The sequence below is a fragment of the Myceligenerans salitolerans genome (assembly GCF_017349295.1).
Taxonomy (GTDB): domain Bacteria; phylum Actinomycetota; class Actinomycetes; order Actinomycetales; family Cellulomonadaceae; genus Myceligenerans; species Myceligenerans salitolerans.
In genome coordinates, this window is the sequence record NZ_JAFMPK010000026.1 from 90,418 (window position 1) to 115,378 (window position 24,961).

Consider the following 24,961-nt stretch of genomic DNA (forward strand, 5'->3'; position numbering starts at 1 on the left):
CGCGGGGCTACTCCCCCACGGCCGCGCGGCCGTCGGCCCAGCGCTGGTTCAGGTCGGCGAAGAAGGACTCCTTGTCGCCGTCCTGCGCCCCGCGCGCGATGTCGACGAGCTGCTGCCGGTAGATGTTGCCGTACAGGTCGATCTCGGCGGCCGCGACGACGTCGGCCTCGTACGACTCCCGGCCCGGCGGCGCGGGCTCCATCTCGACGTACTCCACACCTGCCTCCTCGAAGTCGCCCAGGGTCTCGGGCTCCGGGCCGTCGACGAGCGGTGAGATACCGCCCTCGTCGTACGCGTAGCCGGACTCCGCCGCGAACCAGTCGATCCACGCGCGGGCCGCCGCCTTGTGCTCGCTGTGGACGTTGATCGCGTTCTTGTAGTCGCCCGCGATCTGCGCGTGGAACGTCCCGTCCACCTGGTACGGGAAGGGCATGTAGCCGATGTCGTCGGCCGAGCCGCCGGCGTCCTCGGCGGCCTGCTGCATCTGGGTGATCGCCCAGGAGCCGAGCAGCATGGTCGCCACCTGACCGGTTCCGAGGAGGGTCTTGGACTCCTCCCAGTTCGTCGTGGTGGGATCCTCCTCGGCGAGCCCCTCGGCGACGATGTCGTAGAGCAGACCGTCGGCGATGCCGTGCCACTCGTCCTCGGCCCACGGGGTGTCGCTGTAGGCGACGTTCGTGTTCTGGTAGGCCGGGTCGCCCATCACGCCGCGGTTGCCGTCCCACTGGCTCAGCGGCCAGCCGTCGGCGTAGTTGGTGTAGTAGGGGACCGCGTCGGTCGTGTCGCGGATGGCGCGCAGGTCGTCGAGGAACTCCTCGGGAGTGGTGGGCAGGTCGGTGATCCCGGCGTCCGCCCAGACCTTCTTGTTGTAGACGAGGCCCTGGGTGTTCACCGTGATGGAGACGCCGTAGACCTGACCGTCATAGGCCTTCTCCTCGACGAGCCGGTAGTCCTGGCTCATCTCCTCGACCGAGCCGAGCGGTTCGAAGAAGGTGGCGAACTGGTCCGGCTTGACGCTGTTGGGGATGAGCAGGACGTCGCCGTAGTCGTCCGTGTTCATGCGCACGGCGATCTCGCCCTCGTAGTCGGTGATGGCCTCGAAGTTGACGGTGACGTCCGGGTGCGCGGCCTCGAACTCGGCCTTGTACTCCTGGAACACCGTGTCGACGATGTCCGTGCGCTGGGTGATCACCGTGATCTCCCCGGCGATCTCGCCGCCGCCCGACGTGTCGCCGGCCTGGGCGGAGCATGCCGACAGCGTCAGCACCACGGCGGCGAGCGGGGCGCCGCCCCGCAGATGGTTCCTCGACCTCATTGTTGTCTCGATCCGTCGTCGTTGACTGGTGGACGGCCTGGACATTAAGCGGTTAAGTTCTCGTAAGTCAACACCTTGTCCCTCATGGCGGACGACCGCGCCGTGCCGCGGGTGGAAACCCTTCCACGACCGGGTCGGCAGGGGCGGGCCGCGGCGGACCCCCGGGCGGCCGCCGGGCCGTGGCCTACGGCGCGGCCTGTGGCGGCCGTGGCCTACGGCGCGGCCGGCGGTGCCGTGGAGCCGCGGACCTGGAGCTCGGGGGTCGAGTCGCGGTACGACGCCGGAGGATCGCCGGCCATGGACTCGAAGAGCCTGCGCGCCACGTGGGCGCCGTAGCCGGCCACGTCATGGCTCAGTGCGGTCAGCTGCGGGTACGCCGCCCGGCACACCGGCGAGTCGTCCCAGGCCACCAGGGACACGTCGTCGGGCACCCGCACACCGGCCTCGTGCGCCGCGCCGAGCCCGGCGAGCGCCATCGCGTCGTTGTCGTAGACGATCGCGGTGACGCCGCCCTGCCGGAGCAGGTCCCGCGTGGCCGCGGCGCCGGCGTCCGGGGTGTAGTCGCCCCGCCGCACCCCGGCCGTGAGGGACCGTGCCGCGGCCTCGCGGGCGAACGCCTCGTCACGGATGTGGGTGTGCCCGAACTCCGGCGTCCCGGTCACGTGCCCGACGGCGGTGTGCCCCAGCCCGGCGAGATACTCCACGCACGACCGCATCGCCGCCGCGTCGTCGGTGTAGACGCTCGTCAGCCCACCGGACAGGCTCGGATCGCCGACGACGACCGCCGGCAGGGCGTCGGGACCCACGAGCAGGTCGAGCCGCGGATCGGGCACCCGGGGATCCACCATGACCACGCCGTCCACCCTCCGGGCGGCACGCCACTTGCGATAGGCCCGCAGCTCGGCGTCGATGTCCGGGACGACCTGGAGAAGCAGGCCGTAGTCCCGCTCGGACAGCACCGACTCGATGCCGGCCACGAACTGCATGTAGAAGGACTCGAAACCCAGGGTCTCCGGTGCTCGCGCCAGCACCAGGCCGACGGTCTCGGTGTGCGCCCCCGACAGGGAGCGCGCCGCCGAGCTCGGCGCCCAGCCGAGGTCGGCGGCGATCTGGAGCACGTGCTCGCGCGTCGCGTCGGAGACCCCCGGCCGCCCGTTGAGCGCATACGAGACGGCGGCGGTCGAGACGCCGGCCCTGCGCGCGATGTCGGCAATGGTGATCCGCCCCATGCGGGACATCATCTCAACCAGGCGCTGAAATCGGTTTCTGTCCCGGGTGGCGCGTACTCGGCGCCCCAGGTGTCGCGCCCTGCACCCCCGACGTGGAAAGGTGTGGACATGGCCGACCTGCCTCCCGCCGACCTCGAGGCGCTGACCGCCGTCGCACAGGGCTCCCACCACGACCCGCACTCCGTGCTCGGACCGCACCCGCTCGACGAGGGCGGCCCGTTCGCCGTCGTCCGGGCGCTGCGCCCGCTCGCCGACGAGGTCTCGATCCTCACCGACGACGGCGAGCACGCCTGCGAGCACCAGGGCGCCGGCGTCTGGGCCGCCGTCGTCCCCGCCTCGACCGGGGACGGGGGCTGGTCGGCACCCGAGTACCGCGTGCGGACCCGCTACGGCACCACCGAGCAGGAGGCCGACGACCCGTATCGCTTCCTGCCCACCCTGGGCGAGATCGACCTGCACCTCATCGGCGAGGGGCGGCACGAGGAGCTCTGGAAGGTGCTCGGCGCCACGGTCCGGAGATATCCGAGCGCGTCCGGCGACATCAGTGGCGCGAGCTTCGCCGTGTGGGCGCCGAACGCACGCGGCGTGCGGCTGCTGGGCGACCACAACCTGTGGACACCGGTCCATCCCATGCGTTCGCTCGGCTCGTCCGGGGTGTGGGAGCTGTTCGTGCCCGGCATCACCTCCGGCACGCACTACAAGTTCGAGGTGCTCGGGGCCGACGGCGTTTGGCGCGCGAAGGCCGACCCCATGGCCCGCGCGACCGAGCGGCCACCCGGTACGGCGAGCATCGTCACCGAGTCGGAGTACGAGTGGGGCGACGACGCGTGGCTGGCCGCCCGGGCCTCGTCCGACCCGCACTCCGGGCCGATGAGCGTCTACGAGGTGCACCTGGGTTCGTGGCGGCCCGGCCTGTCCTACCGCGAGCTCGCGGACGCCCTCACCACGTACGTCACCGAGCAGGGCTTCACGCACGTGGAGTTCCTCCCGGTGGCGGAGCACCCCTTCGGGGGCTCGTGGGGCTACCAGGTCACCTCGTACTACGCCCCGACCTCACGGTTCGGCTCGCCCGACGACTTCCGGCACCTCGTGGACCGGCTCCACCAGGCGGGGATCGGCGTCATCCTCGACTGGGTGCCGGCGCACTTCCCGCGGGACGAGTTCGCCCTCGCCCGGTTCGACGGCACCCCCCTGTACGAGCACCCCGATCCGACCCGCGGCGAGCACCAGGACTGGGGCACCTACATCTTCGACTTCGGCCGCCGCGAGGTGCGCAACTTCCTCGTCGCCAACGCCACGTACTGGTTCGAGGAGTTCCATGCCGACGGGCTGCGGGTGGACGCCGTGGCGTCGATGCTCTATCTCGACTACTCGCGGGAGCCGGGTGAGTGGCACCCGAACGTGCACGGCGGGCGGGAGAACCTCGAGGCGATCGCGTTCCTGCAGGAGGCGAACGCCACCGCCTACCGGCGCACGCCGGGCGTGATGCTCATCGCCGAGGAGTCGACGTCGTACCCGGGTGTCACCCGGCCGACATCGTCCGGCGGGCTCGGCTTCGGCCTGAAGTGGAACATGGGCTGGATGAACGACACCCTCCGCTACCTCGCCGAGGACCCGGTCAACCGGCGGTACCACCACCACGAGCTCACGTTCTCGATGGTCTACGCGTTCTCCGAGCAGTTCGTGCTGCCGATCAGCCATGACGAGGTCGTCCACGGCAAGGGGTCCCTGCTGCGCAAGATGCCCGGCGACCGGTGGCAGCAGATGGCCGGGGTGCGGGCCTTCCTCGCGTACCAGTGGACGCATCCGGGCAAGCAGCTGCTGTTCATGGGCTGCGAGATCGCGCAGGACACGGAGTGGTCCGAGGGCGAGGGGCTGCGCTGGGAGGTGCTGGCGGACGGCCGGCACGCGGGGGTACAGCGACTCGTGCGGGACCTCAACGCGCTCTACCGGGCCACCCCTGCGTTGTGGGAGCGAGACTTCGACGGTTCCGGCTTCGAGTGGCTGGACGCCGACGACGCCGACCGCAACCTCCTGGCGTACGTGCGGCGGTCGGCGGCGGGAGATCCCGTGGTCGTCGTCGTGAACTTCGCGGGGGTGCCCCACGAGGGGTACCGGCTGCCGCTGCCCGGCGTTCCGGGGCACGGGCACGACGCCGCCGGGAGCAGTCGTGCCTCCGGCCCCGAGGCCGGAGCCACCGGTCGTGCTCCAGCGGCCCGGGCGGCGGGGCCGGTCTGGCGCGAGGCCCTGAACACGGACGCCGAGGCCTACGGCGGCTCAGGTGTGGGCAACCTGGGCCGGGTCACGGCGGAGGCGGTTCCTCACTACGGCCGCGACTGGTCGGCGAGCATCCGTGTTCCCCCGCTGGGCGCGTTGATCCTGGTTCCCGAGGCGACCGCCGACCCCGCCCAGGCGACCGCCGACCCCGCCGAGGCGACGCGGTCGGCCGCGCGCTGAGCGACCACCGGGGCGGTCGGTCGGTCTGCCAGCGACCGGCCGATCGAACCGCCGGTCATCCGGCGAGAGACCGACCGCGTCGGCGCCGGCCGCGCCCCACCGGCGGGGCGCGGCCGGCGCCGTGTCAGTACAGGCTGATGGCGAGGCGCTGGCGAGCCTTGTTGACCCGCGGGTCGGCGACGCCGACCACCTCGAAGTACTCGAGCAGGCGGACACGGACGGCTTCCTTGTCGTCGCCGTCGAGTCCGGGGAGCAGGTCCAGCAGCCGGCCGAACGCGTCCTCGACCTTTCCGCCGAGCACGTCCATGTCCGCCACGGCGAGCTGCGCCGTCACGTCCGACGGCGCGTCGGCGGCCGCCGCGCGCACGGCGGCCAGATCGGCGTCGCGGGTACGTCGCATGAGGCGCACCTGGGCCAGGCCGGCCGACGCGTCGGTGTCCTTCGGGTCCTGCTTGATGGCCGTGGTGTAGGCCTCCTCGGCGGCGGCGAGATCGTCCCGCTCGATGGCGTCGTACGCCTCCTGGTGGAGGGGCGGCAGCGGCTTCTCGGGCTCGGGCTCCGGCTCCGGGGTCTCCCCGGAGTCGCCCCCGGCCGACGGCGCCCGTCCGGTCACCCCGTTCTGCTCGGCGGCGGCGAGCACCTGGTCGAGCACCTGGCGGACCTGCTCCGCGGAGGCGTTGCCCGCGAAGAGCGGCAGAGGCTGGCCCTGTAGCACCGCCACGACGGCCGGCACGCCCTGCACCTGGAACGCGGCGGCGATCTGCGGGTACGTCTGCGCGTCCACGCGGCCCAGCAGGAACCTGCCGTCGTACTCGGTGGCAAGGTCCGCCAGGGTGGTGGCGAGCTCCGCGTTCGCGGCGTCGGTGGGTGCCCACAGCAGGATCACCACCGGGTACGTGGCGGAGTCACGCACCACCTGCTCGAAGTTCGTGTCGGTCAGGTCCAGCACGTACCCGCCGGCCTCGGGCGCGCCGCCCGGCTCCCCCGGGGGCGGCGCCTGCGGGCGCGTCAGGGCGGACAGGTCGACGGCACCGCGCGCGGCGGCGAAATTCAGCTGTGCCGGGGTCGGCTGGTCGGACGTGGTCATGGCCCTCATCCTACGAAAACGCGAGACGCCACGGGGACCGTGCGGACACCCGCGGCCAGGTCCGGGACGCCGCGCGACCCGGGGCGGCCTCGCCGGCCGGGAATCATCCGCAGCCCGACAGGTCTCCGGTGGACTCGACATCCACGGCCACGTGCTCCACACCGACGAGCCGAACCTGCTCCTCGGAACCCGCGGCCGGTACGTACAGTGCGACGACGTCCAGGAACGTGGTTCTCAGGACGTTGCTCTCCCGCTGTTCGCCGTGCAGCGCGCGCTGGGTCTCGGTGAGGCTGCGCCTCTCGATCGTGGCGCACTCCTGGAGCTCGATCAGCTGCGACGAGTCGATCGCGCCCATGACGATCGCGCCGCCGTCGACCACGCGCATCGCTCGCGGCGCCGCGTCCCGGTCCGGCCGGGCGCTGAAGGAGTACCTGCCGTCGGAGGCCCTCCAGTCGTCGGTCTCCCGCTGCGCGGCCTCCTGCTCGCGCAGCAGGACGCGGAACTCGTCGTCCTGGATCCGGTCGGCGAAGGCGGAGTCCGCCCCTTCGGACAGGACGTCCGCGTACGCGGCGACAGCTTGGGCCGGCGACATCGTGAGCGACTCCTCGTCGTCGGCCGGCACCCGCGCGGCGCCCGCTTCCGACGAGGCGAACCGCGGCAGGGTCTCACCTCGCAGCAGCTTCGCCCATGCCCACAGCTTGTAGTCGCCGCGGGCGAGTCGCTGCTCGAAGGCGTACAGCACGGGCGCCGCACCGCGGCCCGGCGACGTACTCACCGCCAGGCTGGTGCGGGGCCACCCGGGTTCCGCGGGCAGCACCACGGACTGCATGGTCATGGGGAGGTCCGTCACGCGGTCGTCGTCGGCGAGCAGCCTGGCCACCTCGAGCTGGCTGGCGCGCAGTTCCCGGGCCGGGCCGGTGGTTCGCGCCTCCAGTGCGGCGGGGTCGCGCTCGGCGGTGGCCTTCTCCAGCGACGCGGCCACCCGGCCGATGATCGTCCGCTCCTGCTCCTCGGTCACCACGGCGCCGACCACCGCCGGTCCGGGATCGGGTGCGGGAGGGCCCGGGGCGCATCCCGTCAGGGCGAGGGACAGGAGCCCCGCGAGCAGCGCCGCGACCGGCGGCGCGCTGCTCGGTCCCCTCACGCGTTGGTCGCCGCGACGGCGATGTGCTCGAAGCCGACCAGCCGCACCTTCTCCTCGGAGCCCGAGGGCGGCACGTACAGCGCGACCACGTCGACGTACTTCGTACGCAGCACGTTCGTCACCTCCTGGTCCCCGAACAGGGCCTTCTGGGTCACGAAGCCGTTCGACGGCGGCGCCTCGGCCTTCTCCTGGAGCTGGATCACCTGCGACGAGTTGATCGCGCCCATGACGATCGCACCGCCGTCGACGGTGCGCATCGCCTGGACCCCCGCGTCCTCGTCGGGCCGGGCGCTGAAGGAGTACTTCCCCTCGGACTTCTTCCAGCCGTCGGCCTTCACCTGCGCGGACTCCTGCTTGCGCAGGAAGTCACGGAAGTCGTCGTCCTCGAAGTTCTTGGCGAACTTCGAGTCCTTCTCCTCGGAGAGGATGTCCGCGTACGCCGCGACCGACTTCGACGGTGACATCGTGAGCGACTCGCCGTCATCGGGCGCGACCTCCTCGGCCCCCGCGTCGGTCGAGGCGAACTGCGGCAGGGTGACACCGGGCAGCAGGTCCGCCCAGCCCCACAGCTTGTAGTCCGAGCGGGCGGAGGTCTGCTCGAACGCGTAGAGCGTCGGCGGCGTGAGGTCCGTCGGCTGCGTGCTGACAGCGAGGCTCACGCGCGGCCACTCGGGGTCCGACGGAAGCGTCACGGACTGCATGGTCATGAGCAGGTCCGTGACCTGCTCGTCGCTCTTGAGCTTCTTGGCCACCTCGATCTGGCTCGTGCGCAGCTTCTTGGCGGGCCCCGTCATGCGGTCGCCGAGCGCGTCCGCGTCCCTCTCCTTGGTGGCCGTCTCCACCGACTCGGCCACCCGGCTGATGATCGTCTTCTCCTGCTCCTCCGTGACCACGGCGCCGACCACGGCCGGCTGCGACTCGGGCACCGGAAGCTCCTGCGCGCATCCGGCCAGCAGGCCGACCGCGAGCAGGAGGGCGGCCGCTGCGGACGCGCGGCGCGCCGGCGTGCTGCGGTAGGTCATGAGTTCTCTCCGTCCTTGATCCCCCAGGCCTCGCGCCAGGCGGCCGCACGGCTGGAGGGCGCGGGCGTATCCGGCTGGGGCGGCTCCGGCTGGGGCGGCTCGGGCTGCTGCGGTGCCACGGCGGGCTGCATGCCCGTGTTCCCGCGGCGGGCGGCCTGTTCGGCCAGGCGCCGCTCGCGGCGCGTCATCAGCTTGCCCGGTGTTCCTGGGGATGCGCTGGACGCGGGAGACGCCGGCTGCGAGGGGGCGGCGACCGGCGGCGGTGCGGGAGCCACGGGAGTGCGCGGGGCGGACGGTGCAGGCATCGGCGCGGCCGACGGCGCGCCGGGCTGGTCCGGGGCGCCACGGCGGCCACGACGACGGCGCAGGCTGCCCGGCGCGGGCGGACCGGCCGGTGGCTGGTGGCCGGGAAGCTCGGCCGGGCCGGACGGCAAAGCCGTCGGCCGGGACCCGGCGGTGCTCCATGCTCCGGCAGCGGGCACCGCGGGCGCGGGGCGTGGCACGGTGTCGCCGTCGGGTTCGGACGGCGCGCCGTACGGCGGCGGTGTGGGCGCGGAGCCCCAGGCCGGCGCCGCCGCAGGCGGGAAGTCCGGGCTGCCCTGGTCGTCGTCGGTCAACGGGAAGGGAGACTTCTCGGCGGGACCGGGCGGGAACGGGGAGTCGGGCTTCTCGCCCGGCGCGAGCGAGAACGGTGACTCGTCGGCCGCCCCGGGCTGTGCCGGGTCGTCACGGCGCTCGAGCGGCTCGCGGACGGTCCTGGCCGGCTTCCGGCCCTTGCCGCTCCCCCGGCCGCTGCGCGCGCCTGGCTTCCCTCGGACGCCCACGAGCAGGAAGACGCCGACCAGGAGAAGGAGTCCTCCACCGATGACACTCGGCCACAGGAACGGCGTGGTGGCCGGACGAGGCCAGGTCAGCTCCACCGTCGGCGCCTCGGCCCCCTTGCCGACCCCGGCCGCGAGGAGGACGTAGGGACCGGGCTGATCGGTGTACCGCAGGGTGACGCTGGTCTCACCGCTCACCTCGGAGATCCACATGTCGGATCCGGCCGGGTCGGGCCCCGTGGACGGCTTCTCCGCCGACCCGGAGGCACCCTCGCCGTCGGCAGAGCCCTCCTCCTCGGCCTCGTCCCCGGTGACACCCGCGCCCGGCACGACCGAGAGCTCCGTCCAGTCCGCCATCCCGGTCACCGAGTCGTAGGGGTCGTCGCCGACCCAGCCGAGGACGTCCGTCTCGGTGCCGACGGCGAGAGTGACCTTCTGCCCCTCAGGGACCGACGCCCGCACGGTGACGCTCTCGTCCACCATTCCCAGCACCCCGGGAACGGTGACCACCATCGTCCCGTCCCCGCTCGGCGTCGCCGTGGCGACCACCGTGTCGGACCCGCGCAGGACCGTCGCCGTCGCGACTCCGTACCCCGCCGCGCCGAGACCGGCGAGAATGAGGAGGATCGCCAGAAAGCGTTGCACCACCCGTTCCCTTCGTAGGTGCCAACTACCGACGGTCCAGCATAGGGTGGTCGGCTGTACGGTCGTCCAGCGGGAGGCACGGCCGCGGATCATCACCGTTCTTTCACCCGCTGTCTTCACGCCCCACCCCCGAATACCACGAAAGCCATATTTCAAGCGGCTACACATCGGGCGACGCGGCGCGTATCCTGGGCGCCGGACGAGCCGCGAATCTGCGGCATCCCTGGCCGGGGAACCACGGTCTTGCCACGGAGGTCTGCACGTGTCAGACGAGCGATCGCTCTTCCCGACAGTCATGCGCGGTTACGACCGCGACCAGGTGCACAGCCACCTCGACCGGCTCAACGCCGCGCTGGAGGAGGCACGGCGACAGGTCGAGTCGTCCGATTCACGCGCCTCGAAGCTCCAGGCCGACCTCAGCGACGCCCAGCAGCGGCTCAAGGAGAGCGACAAGCCGTCGTACGCGGGCCTCGGTTCGCGCATCGAGATGCTGCTGCGCTCGGCGGAGGAGCAGTCCTCGGACATCCTCACCCAGGCGAACCAGCAGGCGGCGGACATCATGGCGCGCGCCAAGCTCTCGGCCGGCCAGGTCCGCTCCCGGGCCGAGTCGGAGGCGGCCGAGATGCTCGCCAGCGCCCGTCGCGAGGCCGAGGAGATCCGCACGACGATGGCTGCCGAAGCCGACGGCCACCTCGTCGCGGCGCAGCGGCGCGCCGAGGAACTCGTCGGCTCGGCAGAGCGCGAGGCCGCCCTGATCACCTCCGGCATCGCCACCGAGGAGTCGGAGCGCCGCGCCAGCCTGGAGCGGGAGCTCGGCACGCTGCGCTCGACGGTCGAGCGCGAGACCACCGAACTCCGGGTCAACACGGAGCGGGACGCCGCCCAGCTGCGCGCCAAGGTCGCCGCCGAGACGGCCGCCCAGCGCGAGAGCGCCGAGAAGGAGTCCACGGAGCTCCTGGAGCGCGCCCGGCGCGAGGCGGAGCAGCTCGTGGCCGACGCCAAGCGCGAAGCCTCCGAGGCGGCGAACGCGGTCAGCTCGGACCTGGAGGACCTGCGCGAACAGGCGCGGAGCGCGCTCGCCGAGGCGGATCTGGACATCGCCACCCGCAAGGAACAGGTCGAGGCCGAACTCGCCGAGCGTCACGCCAAGGCCAAGGAGGAGACGGACAAGCTCGTCAAGGCCGCCGAGGAGCACGCGGCCGAGGCGGAGAAGCGCGTGGCCGTGGCGCTCGAGCAGGCCGAGAAGGTCCGCTCGGAGTCCGACGTCTACGTCAAGGACCTCGTCGCGGACTCGCGGCGGACGGCGGACCGGATCGTCGCGGAGGCGCGCGAGTTCGCCGAGCAGACCATCGCGGACGCCCGTGCCGAGGCGGAACAGCAGCGCACGGCGGCCCAGAACCAGCTCGAGGACCTCACCCGCCAGCACGACTCGATCAACGGCTACCTCGACGAGCTGCGCGGCATGCTCGGCGGCCCGCAGCAGGGCGGCAAGGACGGATCGGCGGCGCTCGCCACGGCCACCGGCGGCAGCCCTCTGACCCCGGCCCAGCAGGCCCGTTTCGGTGGTGTCGGCAAGGGCGCGAAGGACGAGGACTCGTCCGGCAAGCCTCCGGCCGCGATCCCGCCCCGCTCACCCAACCCCGCACCGTCGGCGGACGAGGTCAGCTCGGCCACCGTGGTGATCCCGCAGGTCGACGGCGGCGAGGACGAGACGGAGAACGGCAAGTCGGAGAGCAAGGCCGAGGCGAACGCCTGAGGCCCTGCCGGCCGCGTGGCAGCTCGCCACGTCACCCGACACGACGTGCCCCGGCCGCCGGACGATCGTTCGTCCGGCGGCCGGGGTTCTTTTCGTGCGCCTGACCCGGGTACCTCGGGGCCGCCTCAGGTGTCCCGTACCCGACGACGCAGATCCGCCAGGGCACGGGCGACCGTCTGAGGATCCTCGACCGGAGCCATGTGGCCGGCGTCGGGCACCTCGGTCAAGGTGACGTCGCCGCCCGCGGTCCTCGCCGCGGCCGCCATGTGTTCCGCCTCCGCGGGCGGCGCGAGCTTGTCCTGTGCGCCCACGACGACGGCGACGGGGGCCTCGTACTTCTCGAGCACCCGGGTCCGGTCGGGCCGCGCGGCCATCGCCCGCTGCGTCCACGCCACGCCCGCCGGTGACTGGGAACGGATCCAGCTCTCCAGGACCGGGAAGAGATGACGCCGCTCGGTGGCACTGATGTCGGACAGCAGGGCTGCCGGCATGCCGAGCACCGCGTCGACCGTCTGTGCCTCCTCGACCGCGTTCGCGATCCGGCGACGGTTCGCTCGCGCCTCATCGGTGTCCGCCACCGATTTCGTGTCGACGAGCCCCAGCCCCGCGACGAACCCCGGGTACAGGTCGGCGAGCGCCAGGGCCACGTATCCGCCCATCGACAGCCCGACGACGATGGCGTTGCCGACGCCCGCCTCGCGCAGCGTGTCGTGCACGCGTTCGGCGCTGTGCTCGAGCGAGGGCCGAGCACCGTCCAGGTCGGAGTGCCCGGCTCCGGGCAGGTCGACGCCGATCGCCCGGGTGCCGGCCGGGAGCACCGCGGCGCAGGCGGCCCACATGCGCAGGTCCAGGGGAAAGCCGTGCAGCAGGACGAGCGGGAGGCCGCCGCCCACGCGCAGGTCGATCGTGTTCAACGGAGTCGTCCGAGTCATTGCCGCGCCTCCTTCTGGGCGACCACGCCCCTCGCTCTGCGGGGCGTCCCCCGCCCCTCCCCCAGGTTATGCCCGGTAGGGCGGTCGCGAGGAGGGGAGCCGGAACTACGCCTCCGGGAGGGAGCCCTCCCAGTGCGTCGGCAGGGGGAGCGGATGACCCGGAAGCACGTGGCCGACGATCTCGTCCAGGACCCGGCGCACGGCCGACTCGCCCACCCAGAGGTGCTTGGCGCCGTCGACGCCGATCACCTCGGCCTGCGGAACGCGGGCGAACCTGCGACGCGCCTCCTCGGGACGCAGGTAGTCGTCGAGCTCGGGGACGAGCACCACGAGCGGCTTGCCGAACTCGGCCCAGCGGTCGAGGTCGACGTCGGTCGCGCGGTGCAGGGGCGGCGAGAGCAGGATGGCGCCCTCGATACTCGGGTCCGCGCCGTGCTTCAGGACCAGTTCGGTACCGAACGACCAGCCGACGAGCCAGCGGCTCGGCAGCTCGCGGAACTCGGCCAGCTCGATGGCGGCGGCGACGTCGTACCGCTCGGCCTCACCGCCGTCGAACTCGCCCTCGCTGGTGCCGCGGGGCGAGCTGGTGCCGCGCGTGTTGAAGCGCAGCACGGCGAGGTTCGCCAGCGCGGGGAGCCGCCACGCGGCCTTGCGGTACACGTGCGAGTCCATGAAGCCGCCGTGCGTCGGCAGCGGATGGAAGGTGACCAGGGTGGCCGACGGCGTGCGCGGGGCACCGTCGGTCCCGGCCGGGAGCGCGAGCTCGCCCACGAGCGTCAGGCCGTCCGCGGTGTGGAGGTCGACGTTCTCGCGATGGGCGGGAAGGACCGTCGTGGAGCGGATCTGGTGCGAGGTGTGGGTAGTCATCGGGACCATTCTCTCCCGGTCCCGGGTCGCCGGGCGTCAGCGCAGGTTGGTCCGGCGGCGCCAGCAGTTGCTGTGCCAGTGGCGGCGCTGTTCGAGCCCGGCGTCGGGGCCGCCGATGGCGTCCGACCGCCAGGCGACGACGTGCGCCGTGCCGGGCGGCACGTCCTGCCGGCAGGTCGGGCAGACGTAGGTCTTCTCGGACGACCGGACGTGCTGGACCACCCACTCGCCGTCGGACGCGGACTCGCTGCGGCGGCCGCCCGTGGCCCGGTCGACGTCGAGCGGCCGGTGCTCGGCTCCGTACGGTCGCTTGCTGGATCGGCGCTTGGACGGCATGCCGCCATTGTTCCAAAACCGGTCGGACGACGGCGGGGCCCGCCAGTTCCGACGTTACCGGGCATTTCACCACGGTCCAGGTCTCTCCCGGCTCAGACCGTTACAGTGTGCCGGTCTGGCACTACCTCACCTATCGAAGGACACAACGTGAAGCACCGCACCACAGCCGGCCTGGCGGCGTTCGCCCTGGGCTCCGCCCTCGTGCTCACCGGATGCGGCGACGGCGACAGTTCCGACAGCGCCGACGCCTCGGCGAGCCCGTCCGCGAGCGAGTCGGGTGCGAGCGCGGCACCGGTCGTCGCGGGCGGTGTCTGCGAGCCGGAGGCCGCTCCGGAGCCGTCGGAGGCTCCGGAGGCCAGCGAGGCCGACCAGAACGCCGTCGACGCCGTCGAGGTCACCGGCGAGAGCGGCAAGAAGCCCGAGAAGGTCGAGTTCGAGACACCGCTCGCCGTCGAGGGTCTCGCCGTCAACGTGCTCGACGAGGGCGACGGTGCCGAACTCGTCGAGGGCGACAAGATCACGTTCCACGACTACATCGTCAACGGTGCCGACGGCGAGCAGACGAACCCGTCGACCTGGGACGAGGGGCAGGCCCCGCAGACGTTCACCCTCGGTGACCCGAGCTACCAGGTTCTCAACGAGCCGCTCACCGGTCTGCACGTCGGGGCGCGCCTGACGATCGCCATGCAGGGCATGGACGGCACCACCCAGGTGCACGTGCTCGACGTGATGGAGTCGGAGACGCTGCCCCAGCGCGCCGAGGGCGCCGCCGTGGAGCCCGAGGAGGGCCTGCCGGCGGTCGAGCTCGACGGCGACGGCGTGCCCACGGTGACGATCGCGGACGGCTACGAGGACCCGACCGAGCTCGTCGTGCAGCCCCTCATCGAGGGCGACGGCGCCGAGGTCACCAAGGAGGACGAGGTCACCGTGCAGTACCTCGGCTGCCTCCTCGACGGTACGTCGTTCGACTCCTCCTGGAGCCGCTCGGCTCCGACGTCGTTCCCGCTCAACGGCGTGATTCCCGCCTGGACCGACGGCCTCGCCGGGCAGAAGGTCGGTAGCCAGGTCCTGCTCGTCGCTCCGGCCGCGGAGGCCTACGGCGAGGACGCGAGCGCCCACGAGCTGGGCGGCAAGACGCTCGTGTTCGTGGTCGACATCCTGGCGGCCGAGCCTGCCGCCTGACCCTGCGCAGGAAGGCCCGGGAATCGCGTGATCGTGCGGTTCCCGGGCGTGGTCGGCTCACTCCCGCAACAGGTGGCTGACGGCATCCGGGACGGGTGTGTCTCCTGAGGTGAGCTCCAGGATCTTCCGGTGAATCTCGGGGGTGTGGACGAGCTCGGCGAGGACCGCTGCGACATCGTCGCGGGTGACCTCGGTGTGGATCAGTGCCGGCGCGAGAGCGACCCTCCCCGCCCCGGGGTCGTCGAGCAGCGCGGCCGGACGGACGATCAACCAGTCAAGGTCCTCGGTGGCGACGAGTTCGACCTCGGCTCGCTTCTTGACCTCGATGTAGTGCTCGAACGTGTCGGACACCGCGCGGCCACGCCACGCGTCGGGGAAGACGGACACGAGCACCAACCGGGTGACGCCGGCCGACCGGGCGGCGGTGATGGCGGTGGTCAGGCCGTCGCCGTCGATCGCGGTGGTCCCTGCGTTTCCCCCTTCTCCGCCCGCGCCCGCGGAGAAGACGAGGACGTCGGAGCCGCGGATCATGTGCGCGAGCGCTGTGGGATCGAGCGAGCTCAGGTCGCCCCGGGTGGCGTTGATTCCGTCCGCGGCGAGTGCCACGCCTTGTTCCGGCCGACGGTAGAGGCCGTCGACCTCGTCGCCGTGGTCGTGCAGCAGGCGGGCGAGCCTGCCGCCGACCCCTCCGGCGATCCCGATGATGAAGGTCTTCATCTTCACTGCTCCTTGTCCTCGTCCCGGGTTTCAGCCCGAGAGAGCGATGTTCTGGTGGTCGAGGTAGTCAGTCGAGGCCCGGCACGATCAGAACGCGATAGTCGGACGCAGCCTGGGCGGAGCGGCAAAGCGTCCTGATATGCCCGGCTGTGGTACCAGGTCTGAGCGTCTGCGACGGTCGGGAATCAAGCATGACGACATAGGCGCTCATGCCTTGAGCCTGGCGATCAGTGCGTCGGCCGCGGCCGACGACGAGGCGGGGTTCTGACCGGTGATGAGCAGCCCGTCCTCGACCACGTAGGACCCCCAGTCGGCGCCCTTGGAGTAGTCACCGCCGAGCTTGATCAGCTCGTCCTCGACCAGGAACGGGACGACGTCGACCAGCTCGACCGCGGCCTCCTCGGTGTTGGTGAAGCCGGTGACCTTCCTGCCCTGCACCAGCGGGGTGCCGTCCTCGTTGGTGACGTGCCGCAGCACGCCCGGAGCGTGGCAGACGAGCGCGACCGGCTTGCCGGAGCGCAGCGTGGTCTCGATCAGACGCGCCGAGCTGGGGTCCTCGGCGAGGTCCCACAGCGGGCCGTGCCCGCCCGGGTAGAAGACGGTGTCGTAGTCGTCGGCGGAGACCGAGTCCAGGCGCACCGTGCTCGCCAGGGCAGCGGTCGCCTCGGGGTCGGCTTCGAAACGGCGGGTCTGGTCGGTCTGGAACTGCGGCTCGTTGCTCTTCGGGTCCAGCGGCGGCTGTCCGCCCTTCGGGGAGGCGAGCGTGATGTCGTAACCCGTGTCCTTGAAGCGGTAGTACGGCGCAGCGAGCTCCTCGAGCCAGAACCCGGTCTTCTTGCCGGTGCTGCCGAGCTCGTCGTGCGAGGTGAGGACGATGAGAACCTTCATGTGCTCCTCCTTGGAGTAGACCGGTCGTCTTTCGACGATCAGTAGGGGCCCGCACCGTTGGACGAGATGCGGGAAACTGGTTACGCGAGGTGGAGGACCTGCCGGGTGAGCGCCAGCGCGCCGTCCATCGGCGCGGGGTCGCGGTGGATCTTCGCCAGCACGCTGGCGCCCAGCCACAGGTCGTAGAGCGTCTGCGCCACGACGTGGGCATCACCCACGACCGACAAGGAACCGTCTGCCGTGCCGGCCACGATCATGCGCTCCACACGGCCAATGATCGCAGTCGTGCCGTCCTTCAGCGCCAGGCGCATCGGCTCCGAGAGATCGGCGACCTCCGCGCCGAGCTTGACCGCGAGGCACTTGCCTCGACAGTCCTCCAGCCCTTGCGTCGCGCGCCAGTTCTCCCAGTAGGCCATGAGCCTCGCCGCCGCCGACACCTTCGGCCGCGCGAAGATCTCATCCATCTCGGCGAGGTACTCGGTGAAGTAGCTCTGCATCATCGCCTCGCCGAAGGCGTCCTTGGAGCTGAACCAGTGATAGAACGAACCCTTCGGCACGCCCGCGACACCCAGCACCTCGTTGATGCCCACGACGGCCCAGCCCTTGTGCGCTATGACGGCCTGGGCGGCATCAAGGATCTTCTGGCGGGTATCGATCGTCGCGGGCACGCGAGAACCATACCAGTGAGTAGACCAGTCGTCTACTAATTCAAGTACGGTCGAGGACGACGACCGCAGCATCGGCGAAGCGACGCTTGAGCCCTTCGTGGTGGTCGAGCACGAACGCGATGGACACCGTACTCGGCGGCGCCCCGACGAGCGGGAGCGCCAGCGCGCTGATCTCGGCGGCGCTGTTCGGCGGAACCTTCGTCGGGATCAGTTCGCTGGCCCTCGCACTGGGTGAGCACCTGCGGCTGCCCCGAGCCGTGGCGCTGCTGACCACGGGCTACGCGAGCGGCCAGATCGCGGGCCCGCGGCTGTCCCGACCCCTGCTGGACACGGGGTTCGAGGGACCTCTTCTGCTGGGCGCGGCCGTCATCGCGGCAGTGGCCGTCGCCGCCGCGCTGGTCCGCTTCCGCTTCCCGCACCACGTCGGACACCTGGTCGGACCCTCGGGTGAGAGCTCAGGTGCGTAGGTGGGAGGCGCCGTTGAGGTCGAGAATGGCGCCAGAGGCCCAGACCGCCCCCGGGGAGGTCAGGTACAGCACGGCGTGCGCGACCTCCTGTGGCGTCCCCACCCGCCCGAACGGGCTCTCCGACCGCACGGCGTCACCCGCCGGGCTCCCCAGTTTCTCCGCCTGCCGCTCAGAGCTGACGAATCCGGGGGCGACCGACGCCACCGCGATGCCGTGCGGCGCGAGAGCGACGGCCATCGACTGCCCGAAGGCGTGCAGCGCGGCTTTGGCAGCCCCGTACGCGGGGAACTCCGGCTCGCCGCGGAACGCACCCCGGGAGCCGACGTTCACGATGGTCCCACCGGTTCCGCGGGCGATGATCTGCCGCGCGACGAGATACGTCACGTTTGCCGCAGCGATGAGGTCCACGTCGATCATCTCCCGCCAGATCCGCTGCCAATCCGCGTAGTCCACGGTCTCGATCGGATGATGACGGCGCGCGCTGGGAGCGATCGCCGCGTTGTTGACGAGGACGTCGACTCCCCCGAGCGCCTCTGTCGCCGCCGCGACGATGCGCTCGCCGCTCTCAGGTCTGCTCAGATCCCCATCCACCACCGTGTGCCCCCTGCCGCTCAGCAGCTCGAGCGTCTCCTCGGCCGCCCTCCGGTCGGAGCCGTAGTGGACAGCGACCCGGTCACCACGGCCGGCAAGGGCCACCGCGATCGCGCGCCCGATCCCCCGGGACGCACCCGTCACCAGAACGTTGGCCATCAGACCTACCTCCACAGTTTCGCCAGGATGCACCTCGGGCAAGTGAACCACCTTGGACACCGCCACCTGTCGAGCGGGTCGACCGCTCTCAGGCGGCGATGCCGTGGAACACGGTTGTCGACCAGCGTGTCGGCAAAGGCGGTGTCCAGCGGTTCGTCCGGCAGCAGCAGCCGGTGGTACAGGAGCCCCAGAGCTGGTCGACCACCGATCCGCAGTCGGGGCCGGCACGGAGCTGGCCGGCCTCGATCGCCGTCTCAAGTCCGCGCAAGGCCAGGTCGCGCCGCGTCGCGAGTAGGCATGCAGGCACGCCTCGCGTAGCGCGGAGTCGGTCTGGGCCTGACCGATCAGCTCGACGATGACCCCGCCCGTGCCGTCAGCGCTACTCCAAACGCAGACGAACCGTCTGCTACTGACATCGACGGGTTGGCCCGCTGCGTGCTCCCGGTGACCGAGCGCCGGTTCATCACGGACCCGTGTCCCGGGATGTCGGCACGCAGAAAGGCCCGGAACCGCGGGATGCTGCGGTTCCGGGTTTCTGGTCAGCCGCTACGGGCGCCGAGCTCCGATCAGACGATCAGAAGTCCCAGTCGTCGTCCTCGGTCTCGACGGCCTTGCCGATGACGTAGCTCGAACCCGATCCGCTGAAGAAGTCGTGGTTCTCGTCCGCGTTCGGGCTCAGCGCCGCGAGGATGGCGGGGTTGACGTCGGTGTCCTCCTTGGGGAACAGCGCCTCGTAACCCAGGTTCATCAGGGCCTTGTTCGCGTTGTACCGAAGGAACGCCTTGACGTCGTCGACCAGGCCGAGTTCGGCGTACAGCGACTCGGTGTACTCGGCCTCGTTCTCGTACAGCTCGAAGAGCAGCTCGAACGTGTAGGCCTTGAGATCGTCCTGCTCGGGCTGCGTCAGCTGTGCCAGACCCTTCTGGTACTTGTAGCCGATGTAGTACCCGTGCACGGCCTCGTCGCGGATGATGAGGCGGATCAGGTCGGCGGTGTTGGTGAGCTTGGCCCGGCTCGACCAGTACATCGGCGCGTAGAAGCCGGAGTAGAACAGGAACGACTCCAGCATCGTGGAGGCGACCTTGCGCTTCAGCGGCTCGTCGCCCCGGTAGTACTCGAGGACGATCTCCGCCTTCTTCTGCAGGTGCGGGTTGCTCTCGGACCAGGCGAAGGCGTCGTCGATCTCCCGCGTCGACAGCAGCGTCGAGAAGATCGACGAGTAGCTCTTCGCGTGTACCGACTCCATGAACGCGATGTTCGTGTACACCGCCTCCTCGTGCGGCGTGAGCGCGTCCGGGATCAGCGACACCGCGCCGACGGTGCCCTGGATCGTGTCCAGCAGGGTCAGGCCCGTGAACACGCGGGTGGTCATGACCTTCTCGGGCTCCGACAGCGTGTGCCACGACTGGATGTCGTTCGACACCGGCACCTTCTCGGGAAGCCAGAAGTTCCCGACCAGACGGTCCCAGACCTCGAGGTCCTTCTCGTCCTCCAGGCGGTTCCAGTTGATCGCGCTCACGCGATCGATGAGCTTGAGCTTCCCTGTGGGCGACATCTTCGTTCTTCTTCCGATGTACGACGGCCGCGGCGCCGTCGAGGGGCGACGGCGGCGGCCGGGCTGTTCATGGTCGGTACTGGTGCGCCCGCTGTGACGCGGGCGCACCGTCCACGCGCGTCAGAGCATGCAGCTGACGCAGTTCTCCACCTCGGTACCCTCCAGCGCCATCTGACGCAGGCGGATGTAGTACAGCGTCTTGATGCCCTTCTTCCAGGCGTAGATCTGCGCCTTGTTCACGTCGCGCGTGGTGACCGTGTCGGGGAAGAACAGCGTCAGGCTGAGGCCCTGGTCCACGTGCTGCGTCGCCGCCGCGTACGTGTCGATGATCTTCTCGTACCCGATCTCGTACGCGTCCTGGTAGTACTCCAGGTTGTCGTTCGTCATGTACGGCGCCGGGTAGTAGACGCGACCGAGCTTGCCTTCCTTGCGGATCTCGATCTTGGCCGGCACCGGGTGGATGGACGACGTGGAGTTGTTGATGTAGCTGATCGAGCCCGTCGGCGGGACCGCCTGCAGGTTCTGGTTGTAGATGCCGTGCTCCATCACCGACGCCTTGAGGGCCTTCCAGTCCTCCTGCGTCGGGATCTGCACCCCGGCGTCGGCGAACAGGCGTGACACCCGCTCGGTCGCCGGCTTCCACTCCTGGTCGGTGTACTTGTCGAAGTACTCCCCCGTGGCGTACTGCGACTCCTCGAACCCACCGAACTTCTTCCCGCGTTCCATCGCGAGGCGGTTGGACGCTGCGATCGCGTGGTAGGCGACCGTGTAGAAGTAGATGTTCGTGAAGTCGACGCCCTCGTCGGAGCCGTAGTAGATCCGCTCGCGCGCCAGATAGCCGTGCAGGTTCATCTGCCCCAGCCCGATGGCGTGCCCCAGCTCGTTGGCGTGCCGTACCGACGGCACCGAGTCGATGCTCGTCTGGTCGCTCACGGCCGTCAGCGCCCGGATCGCGGTGTCGATCGTCGCGCCGAAATCGGGCGAGTCCATCGCCTTGGCGATGTTCAGGGAGCCGAGGTTGCACGAGATGTCGCGGCCGACGTGGCTGTACGACAGGTCCTCGTTGAACGTGGACGGCGTCGAGACCTGGAGGATCTCGGAGCACAGGTTCGAGTGGGTGATGCGGCCCGCGATCGGGTTCGCCTTGTTCACCGTGTCCTCGAACATGATGTACGGGTAGCCCGACTCGAACTGCAGCTCCGCGAGCGTCTGGAAGAAGTCGCGGGCGTTGATCGTGGTCTTGCGGATGCGGTCGTCCGCGACGAGCTCGTCGTACTTCTCGGAGATCGAGACGTCCGCGAACGGCTTGCCGTGGACGCGCTCGACGTCGTACGGGCTGAACAGGTGCATGTCCGCGTTCTTCTTGGCCAGCTCGAACGTGATGTCCGGGATGACGACGCCGAGGGAGAGGGTCTTGATGCGGATCTTCTCGTCCGCGTTCTCTCGCTTGGTGTCGAGGAACCGCATGATGTCCGGGTGGTGCGCGTGCAGGTAGACCGCGCCCGCGCCCTGCCGCGCCCCGAGCTGGTTCGCGTACGAGAAGGAGTCCTCGAGCAGCTTCATCACCGGGATGACACCGGACGACTGGTTCTGGATGTGCTTGATCGGTGCGCCGTGCTCGCGGACGTTGCTCAGCAGGAGCGCCACGCCGCCGCCGCGCTTGGAGAGCTGCAGCGCGGAGTTGATGCCGCGCGCGATGGACTCCATGTTGTCCTCGATGCGCAGGAGGAAGCACGACACCGGCTCACCCCGCTGCGCCTTGCCCACGTTGAGGAACGTCGGCGTCGCCGGCTGGAAGCGCCCGGCGATCACCTCGTCGACGATGCGCTCGGCAAGGGCCTCGTCGCCGTCGGCCAGACCGAGGGCGACCATGGAGACACGGTCCTCGAAGCGTTCGAGGTACTTCGTCCCGTCGAACGTCTTGAGCGTGTAGGACGTGTAGTACTTGAAGGCACCGAGGAACGTCTCGAACCGGAATTCCTTGGCGTAGGCGCGCTGGAACAAGGTCTTCACGAACGCGCGGGAGTACTTCCCGAGCACCTCGGGGTCGTAGTACTTGTTCTCGACGAGGTGATCGAGCTTCGCTTCCAGCGTCTCGAACTGGACCGTGTTCGGCAGGACGTGCTGCAGGAAGTACTGGCGGGCCGCCTCACGGTCCTTGTCGAACTGGATCTTCCCGTCCGCGCCGTACAGGTTCAGCATCGCGTTGAGCGCGTGGAAGTCCGGCTGAAGGTCCTCCGACGCGACCGCGCTCACGCCGAGAGCGGTACCTGCCGGGGCTGCTGCTGTGGTTGCTGTTGCCAAAATCGTGCCAATCCGTTGCGGACGCGCGTGACGTCCTGCGCTGTGCCCAGGAGCTCGAAGGCGTACAGGTATGGGACGTCGCACTTGGCCGCGATGATGTCCCCGGCGATGCAGTACGCAGCCCCGAAGTTGGTGTTGCCTGCGGCGATCACGCCGCGGATGAACGACCGGTTGTGCTCGTCGTTCAGGAACTTACGGACCTGACGCGGGACCGAGCCGCCCTCGTTCCCCCCGCCGTAGGTGGGGACCATGAGGACGTACGGTTCGTCGACCCGCAGGAATCCGTCGGCCGGGCGGAGGGGGATCCGTCGCACCGGGATGTCCAGCGACCCGAGGTCGAGGCGCTGCACGAATCGATGCGTGTTCTCCGAGACGCTGGAGAAGTAGACCAGGGATCCCATGTCTCCGACCCTGCCTCCACGAGCTGTCAGGCGACCACCGTCTGCGTGGCGGCGAGTTCCATGATCCGGTCCGGGCGGAAGCCCGACCAGTGTGCGTCGCCCGCCACCACGACGGGCGCCTGGAGGTACCCGAGGCCGCGGACCATCTCGAGCGCGTCGGTGTCCTGTGTGATGTCGACGACCGAGTACTCGATGCCCTTGCGGTCGAGTGCGCGGTACGTTGCGTCGCACTGGACGCACGCCGGCTTGCTGTAGACGGTGACGCTCATGTCCGCCCCTCCCCTTGGATGCCGTTGACCTCGAAGAACATCGGTGGAACTACACCGATGTGGTTTGCGCGAGGCCATGCCTGCCCCGCTACGGAAAACACTACACCTAGTGTCTGACGCTCGCCCGACAACGACATCTTGTGGTTGACGCCGGCCAGGAACCCGTGCGAGGTGTACACCCGATCGCCGGTTTCCGCCCGCCGACCATGCTGCCACGTACCTCCCGAACCGGCTCGGAGGCACGTCCCGGACAGCGCACGAGGCGCTCGTCCGCGCCCGTCACGCACCCTCGGCGACCGACGCGGCGAGTCTCGCCACGACCTTCCCCACCCCCGCGCGACCACCCGTCGCGCAGCCCGCGCGACACCGGGGACACCTTCGCAAATAGGACGTACCGACCCGGCAACGCCGGACGATCACCGGGTGAACTCACGGCGTGTCGCACCCTCTTGGGCGTGTCTCACGGAGGTCCACGTCACAGCCCACCACCGGCGGCGGCCACCACCACCCCGACGGCCTGGACACCCGAACGCCGAGAGCCCCGGAACGAGGCCGAGAGCCCCCGGAACGCACCGCAGCCGGGTTCCGCCGCACGGCGGAACCCGGCTCGTCCCCGCTCCCCGGCCGCTCCAGGCCCGGGGGTTCCGGTCAGACCCGCTCCCGCCGGGTCAGGTCGGCGCCCCGCACCCCGAGACCGCCCCGGCACCCCCCACGGCGCCAGCCACGGGCCGCGGCCCGATCAGGCGGGGTCGATTTCGGTGATGGCGGGGAGTGTCCGGCTGGTTGTGAGGCGGCGGTACCAGTGGGCGGAGTCTTTCCAGGTGCGTTCCTGGGTGGTGTAGTCGACTCGGATGATGCCGAAGCGGCGGTCGTATCCGTAGGCCCATTCGAAGTTGTCCAGCAGGGACCAGGCGAAGTAGCCGCGCACGTCCGCGCCTTTGTCGCGGGCCTGGGCGAGTGCTTCGATGTGGTCGTGCAGGTACTGCACCCGGCGAGGGTCGTGCACGCGGGCGACGCCGCCGGTGAGGGTGACCTCGTCGTCGAACGCGGCGCCGTTCTCGGTGACCATCAGTGGCAGGTGCGGGTAGCGTTCGTGCAGTTCCATGAGCAGGTCGGTCAGGCCGGCGGGTTCGATGTTCCAGCCCATCGCGGTCCAGGGGCCCGGCTGGGGCAGGAACTCCACGTCCTCGGCCCCGATCCACGGGTTGCCCGCGGAGTCCTTGTGCCCGTCGGCCTGCTGCCGTTGCCCCTGGCCCGACCACGCCCGCACGCGAGCGGTCGAGTAGTAGTTCACCCCGAGCACGGTCAGCGGCTGCCGGGTCAGGTCCAGGTCCCCGTCGTGCACGAACGACCAGTCGGTGAGCTCGGCCGTACGCTCGAGCAGGCCCGCGGGATAGGCGCCCTCCAGCAGCGGGCCGAGGAAGGAGTCGTTGGCGATCTGGTCGGCCTTGCGCTTGGCGTCCAGGTCGAGGTCCGAGGCCGGGTCGTCGGGCCGCACGACGTGGAGGTTCAGCGTGATCGAGACCTTCGCGTCCGCGCCCAGGACGTCACGGATCTCCCGCACGGCCAGCCCGTGGGCCAGGTTCAGGTGGTGGATCGCGGTCAGAGCGGCCACGGGGTCGCTGATCCCCGGGGCGTGGACACCCGAGCCGTAGCCCAGCAGGGCCGTGCACCAGGGCTCGTTCAACGTCGTCCAGACATCCACCCGGTCACCGAACTCCTCGGCCATACGGCGGGCGTAGACCGCGAACGCCTCCGCGGTCGCACGGTTCGTCCAGCCACCGGCATCCTGCAACTCCTGCGGAAGATCCCAGTGGTACAGCGTGACCACAGGCTTGACACCCACAGCCAGCAGCGCATCAAGGAGATCGGAGTAGAACCCGATCCCCTCCGCATTGAACTCACCACCCCCACCCGGCTGCACCCTGGGCCACGCGATCGAGAACCGGTAGGCATCCAGACCCAGGTCCGCGATATGCCCCACATCCTCCCGCCACCGGTGGAAATGATCATCAGCCACATCCCCCGTATCCCCATTCAACGTCTTACCCGGCGTATGCGAGAACGTGTCCCAGATCGACAAGCCACGCCCACCCTCGCTCACGCCCCCCTCAATCTGATAAGACGCCGTCGCCGACCCCCAGACGAA

Annotated in this window: 22 protein-coding genes; 4 read left to right on the plus strand and 18 right to left on the minus strand. The window is 70.4% G+C overall.

What is annotated here, in order from left to right; translation table 11 throughout:
• Positions 1 to 7: 7 nt before the first annotated feature.
• Both J0911_RS05310 and J0911_RS05315 read right to left on the minus strand, forming a co-directional pair.
• Positions 8 to 1,315, minus strand: a complete 1,308-nt coding sequence (locus tag J0911_RS05310) for an ABC transporter substrate-binding protein (RefSeq protein ID WP_207274422.1) — start codon at positions 1,313 to 1,315, stop codon at positions 8 to 10.
• Between the two features lie 212 nt (positions 1,316 to 1,527).
• On the minus strand, positions 1,528 to 2,544 hold the full coding sequence (locus tag J0911_RS05315; protein ID WP_242636323.1) for a LacI family DNA-binding transcriptional regulator: 1,017 nt from the start codon (positions 2,542 to 2,544) through the stop codon (positions 1,528 to 1,530).
• Between the two features lie 108 nt (positions 2,545 to 2,652).
• On the opposite strand from J0911_RS05315, the gene glgB reads away from it, so the two are divergent.
• The gene (glgB, locus tag J0911_RS05320) at positions 2,653 to 5,001 is read left to right on the plus strand and encodes a 1,4-alpha-glucan branching protein GlgB (RefSeq protein ID WP_207274423.1); all 2,349 of its coding nucleotides are present in this window, start codon (positions 2,653 to 2,655) and stop codon (positions 4,999 to 5,001) included.
• A 124-nt stretch (positions 5,002 to 5,125) separates the two neighbouring features.
• Here glgB and J0911_RS05325 read toward each other — a convergent pair whose 3' ends face one another.
• From J0911_RS05325 to J0911_RS05340, 4 genes are all read right to left on the minus strand, one after another.
• Positions 5,126 to 6,088, minus strand: a complete 963-nt coding sequence (locus tag J0911_RS05325) for a tetratricopeptide repeat protein (protein ID WP_207274424.1) — start codon at positions 6,086 to 6,088, stop codon at positions 5,126 to 5,128.
• 103 nt (positions 6,089 to 6,191) lie between these two features.
• Positions 6,192 to 7,232, minus strand: coding sequence for a DUF8094 domain-containing protein (locus tag J0911_RS05330; protein ID WP_207274425.1), 1,041 nt, complete (start codon positions 7,230 to 7,232; stop codon positions 6,192 to 6,194).
• A complete protein-coding gene (locus J0911_RS05335; protein ID WP_207274426.1) occupies positions 7,229 to 8,254 on the minus strand; it encodes a DUF8094 domain-containing protein in 1,026 nt (341 codons plus the stop codon). The genes J0911_RS05330 and J0911_RS05335 overlap by 4 nt, the downstream gene beginning before the upstream one ends.
• Positions 8,251 to 9,720: a hypothetical protein gene (locus J0911_RS05340; RefSeq protein ID WP_207274427.1), complete on the minus strand. Its 1,470-nt coding sequence runs from the start codon at positions 9,718 to 9,720 to the stop codon at positions 8,251 to 8,253. Before J0911_RS05340 ends, J0911_RS05335 begins: the two co-directional genes overlap by 4 nt.
• A 262-nt stretch (positions 9,721 to 9,982) precedes the next feature.
• Here J0911_RS05340 and J0911_RS05345 point away from each other — a divergent pair, with 262 nt between their 5' ends.
• Positions 9,983 to 11,476 (plus strand): DivIVA domain-containing protein, encoded by a 1,494-nt coding sequence (locus tag J0911_RS05345; RefSeq protein WP_207274428.1) that lies wholly within the window; start codon positions 9,983 to 9,985, stop codon positions 11,474 to 11,476.
• 125 nt (positions 11,477 to 11,601) lie between these two features.
• Here J0911_RS05345 and J0911_RS05350 read toward each other — a convergent pair whose 3' ends face one another.
• The 3 genes from J0911_RS05350 to J0911_RS05360 form a co-directional block, all read right to left on the minus strand.
• Positions 11,602 to 12,408 carry an alpha/beta fold hydrolase gene (locus tag J0911_RS05350; protein WP_207274429.1) on the minus strand — a complete coding sequence of 269 codons (807 nt, stop codon included), beginning with the start codon at positions 12,406 to 12,408 and terminating at the stop codon, positions 11,602 to 11,604.
• Between the two features lie 105 nt (positions 12,409 to 12,513).
• Positions 12,514 to 13,275 (minus strand): alpha/beta hydrolase, encoded by a 762-nt coding sequence (locus J0911_RS05355; protein ID WP_207274430.1) that lies wholly within the window; start codon positions 13,273 to 13,275, stop codon positions 12,514 to 12,516.
• Between the two features lie 36 nt (positions 13,276 to 13,311).
• Complete coding sequence (locus J0911_RS05360) at positions 13,312 to 13,611, minus strand: Rv1322 family protein (protein ID WP_207274431.1); 300 nt, start codon at positions 13,609 to 13,611, stop codon at positions 13,312 to 13,314.
• 147 nt (positions 13,612 to 13,758) lie between these two features.
• Here J0911_RS05360 and J0911_RS05365 point away from each other — a divergent pair, with 147 nt between their 5' ends.
• Positions 13,759 to 14,793: an FKBP-type peptidyl-prolyl cis-trans isomerase gene (locus J0911_RS05365; protein ID WP_207274432.1), complete on the plus strand. Its 1,035-nt coding sequence runs from the start codon at positions 13,759 to 13,761 to the stop codon at positions 14,791 to 14,793.
• A 57-nt stretch (positions 14,794 to 14,850) separates the two neighbouring features.
• Here the strand turns inward: J0911_RS05365 and J0911_RS05370 are convergent, their stop codons facing one another.
• The 3 genes from J0911_RS05370 to J0911_RS05380 all read right to left on the minus strand — a co-directional run bounded on the left by J0911_RS05370 (position 14,851) and on the right by J0911_RS05380 (position 17,066).
• The gene (locus J0911_RS05370) at positions 14,851 to 15,510 is read right to left on the minus strand and encodes an SDR family oxidoreductase (protein WP_207274433.1); all 660 of its coding nucleotides are present in this window, start codon (positions 15,508 to 15,510) and stop codon (positions 14,851 to 14,853) included.
• Between the two features lie 207 nt (positions 15,511 to 15,717).
• Entirely contained in the window at positions 15,718 to 16,398 is a 681-nt protein-coding gene (locus J0911_RS05375) for a type 1 glutamine amidotransferase domain-containing protein (RefSeq protein WP_207274434.1), read from the minus strand.
• Between the two features lie 80 nt (positions 16,399 to 16,478).
• Positions 16,479 to 17,066: a TetR/AcrR family transcriptional regulator gene (locus tag J0911_RS05380; protein WP_207274435.1), complete on the minus strand. Its 588-nt coding sequence runs from the start codon at positions 17,064 to 17,066 to the stop codon at positions 16,479 to 16,481.
• Between the two features lie 119 nt (positions 17,067 to 17,185).
• On the opposite strand from J0911_RS05380, the gene J0911_RS05385 reads away from it, so the two are divergent.
• Entirely contained in the window at positions 17,186 to 17,533 is a 348-nt protein-coding gene (locus J0911_RS05385) for a YbfB/YjiJ family MFS transporter (protein ID WP_207274436.1), read from the plus strand.
• Here J0911_RS05385 and J0911_RS05390 read toward each other — a convergent pair.
• The 6 genes from J0911_RS05390 to J0911_RS05415 all read right to left on the minus strand — a co-directional run.
• The gene (locus J0911_RS05390; protein ID WP_207274437.1) at positions 17,522 to 18,283 is read right to left on the minus strand and encodes an SDR family NAD(P)-dependent oxidoreductase; all 762 of its coding nucleotides are present in this window, start codon (positions 18,281 to 18,283) and stop codon (positions 17,522 to 17,524) included. The two genes, J0911_RS05385 and J0911_RS05390, sit on opposite strands and share 12 nt — an antisense overlap.
• A gap of 574 nt (positions 18,284 to 18,857) precedes the next feature.
• Positions 18,858 to 19,838 carry a class 1b ribonucleoside-diphosphate reductase subunit beta gene (gene nrdF / locus J0911_RS05395; protein WP_207274438.1) on the minus strand — a complete coding sequence of 327 codons (981 nt, stop codon included), beginning with the start codon at positions 19,836 to 19,838 and terminating at the stop codon, positions 18,858 to 18,860.
• 120 nt (positions 19,839 to 19,958) lie between these two features.
• A complete protein-coding gene (gene nrdE / locus J0911_RS05400; RefSeq protein WP_207274439.1) occupies positions 19,959 to 22,094 on the minus strand; it encodes a class 1b ribonucleoside-diphosphate reductase subunit alpha in 2,136 nt (711 codons plus the stop codon).
• Positions 22,091 to 22,543, minus strand: coding sequence for a class Ib ribonucleoside-diphosphate reductase assembly flavoprotein NrdI (gene nrdI, locus J0911_RS05405; protein ID WP_207274440.1), 453 nt, complete (start codon positions 22,541 to 22,543; stop codon positions 22,091 to 22,093). The genes nrdE and nrdI overlap by 4 nt, the downstream gene beginning before the upstream one ends.
• 26 nt (positions 22,544 to 22,569) lie before the next feature.
• Positions 22,570 to 22,812 (minus strand): glutaredoxin-like protein NrdH, encoded by a 243-nt coding sequence (gene nrdH / locus J0911_RS05410; protein ID WP_207274441.1) that lies wholly within the window; start codon positions 22,810 to 22,812, stop codon positions 22,570 to 22,572.
• Between the two features lie 739 nt (positions 22,813 to 23,551).
• Positions 23,552 to 24,961 (minus strand): GH1 family beta-glucosidase (locus J0911_RS05415; protein WP_207274442.1); only part of this gene is annotated, 1,410 nt, incomplete at its 5' end.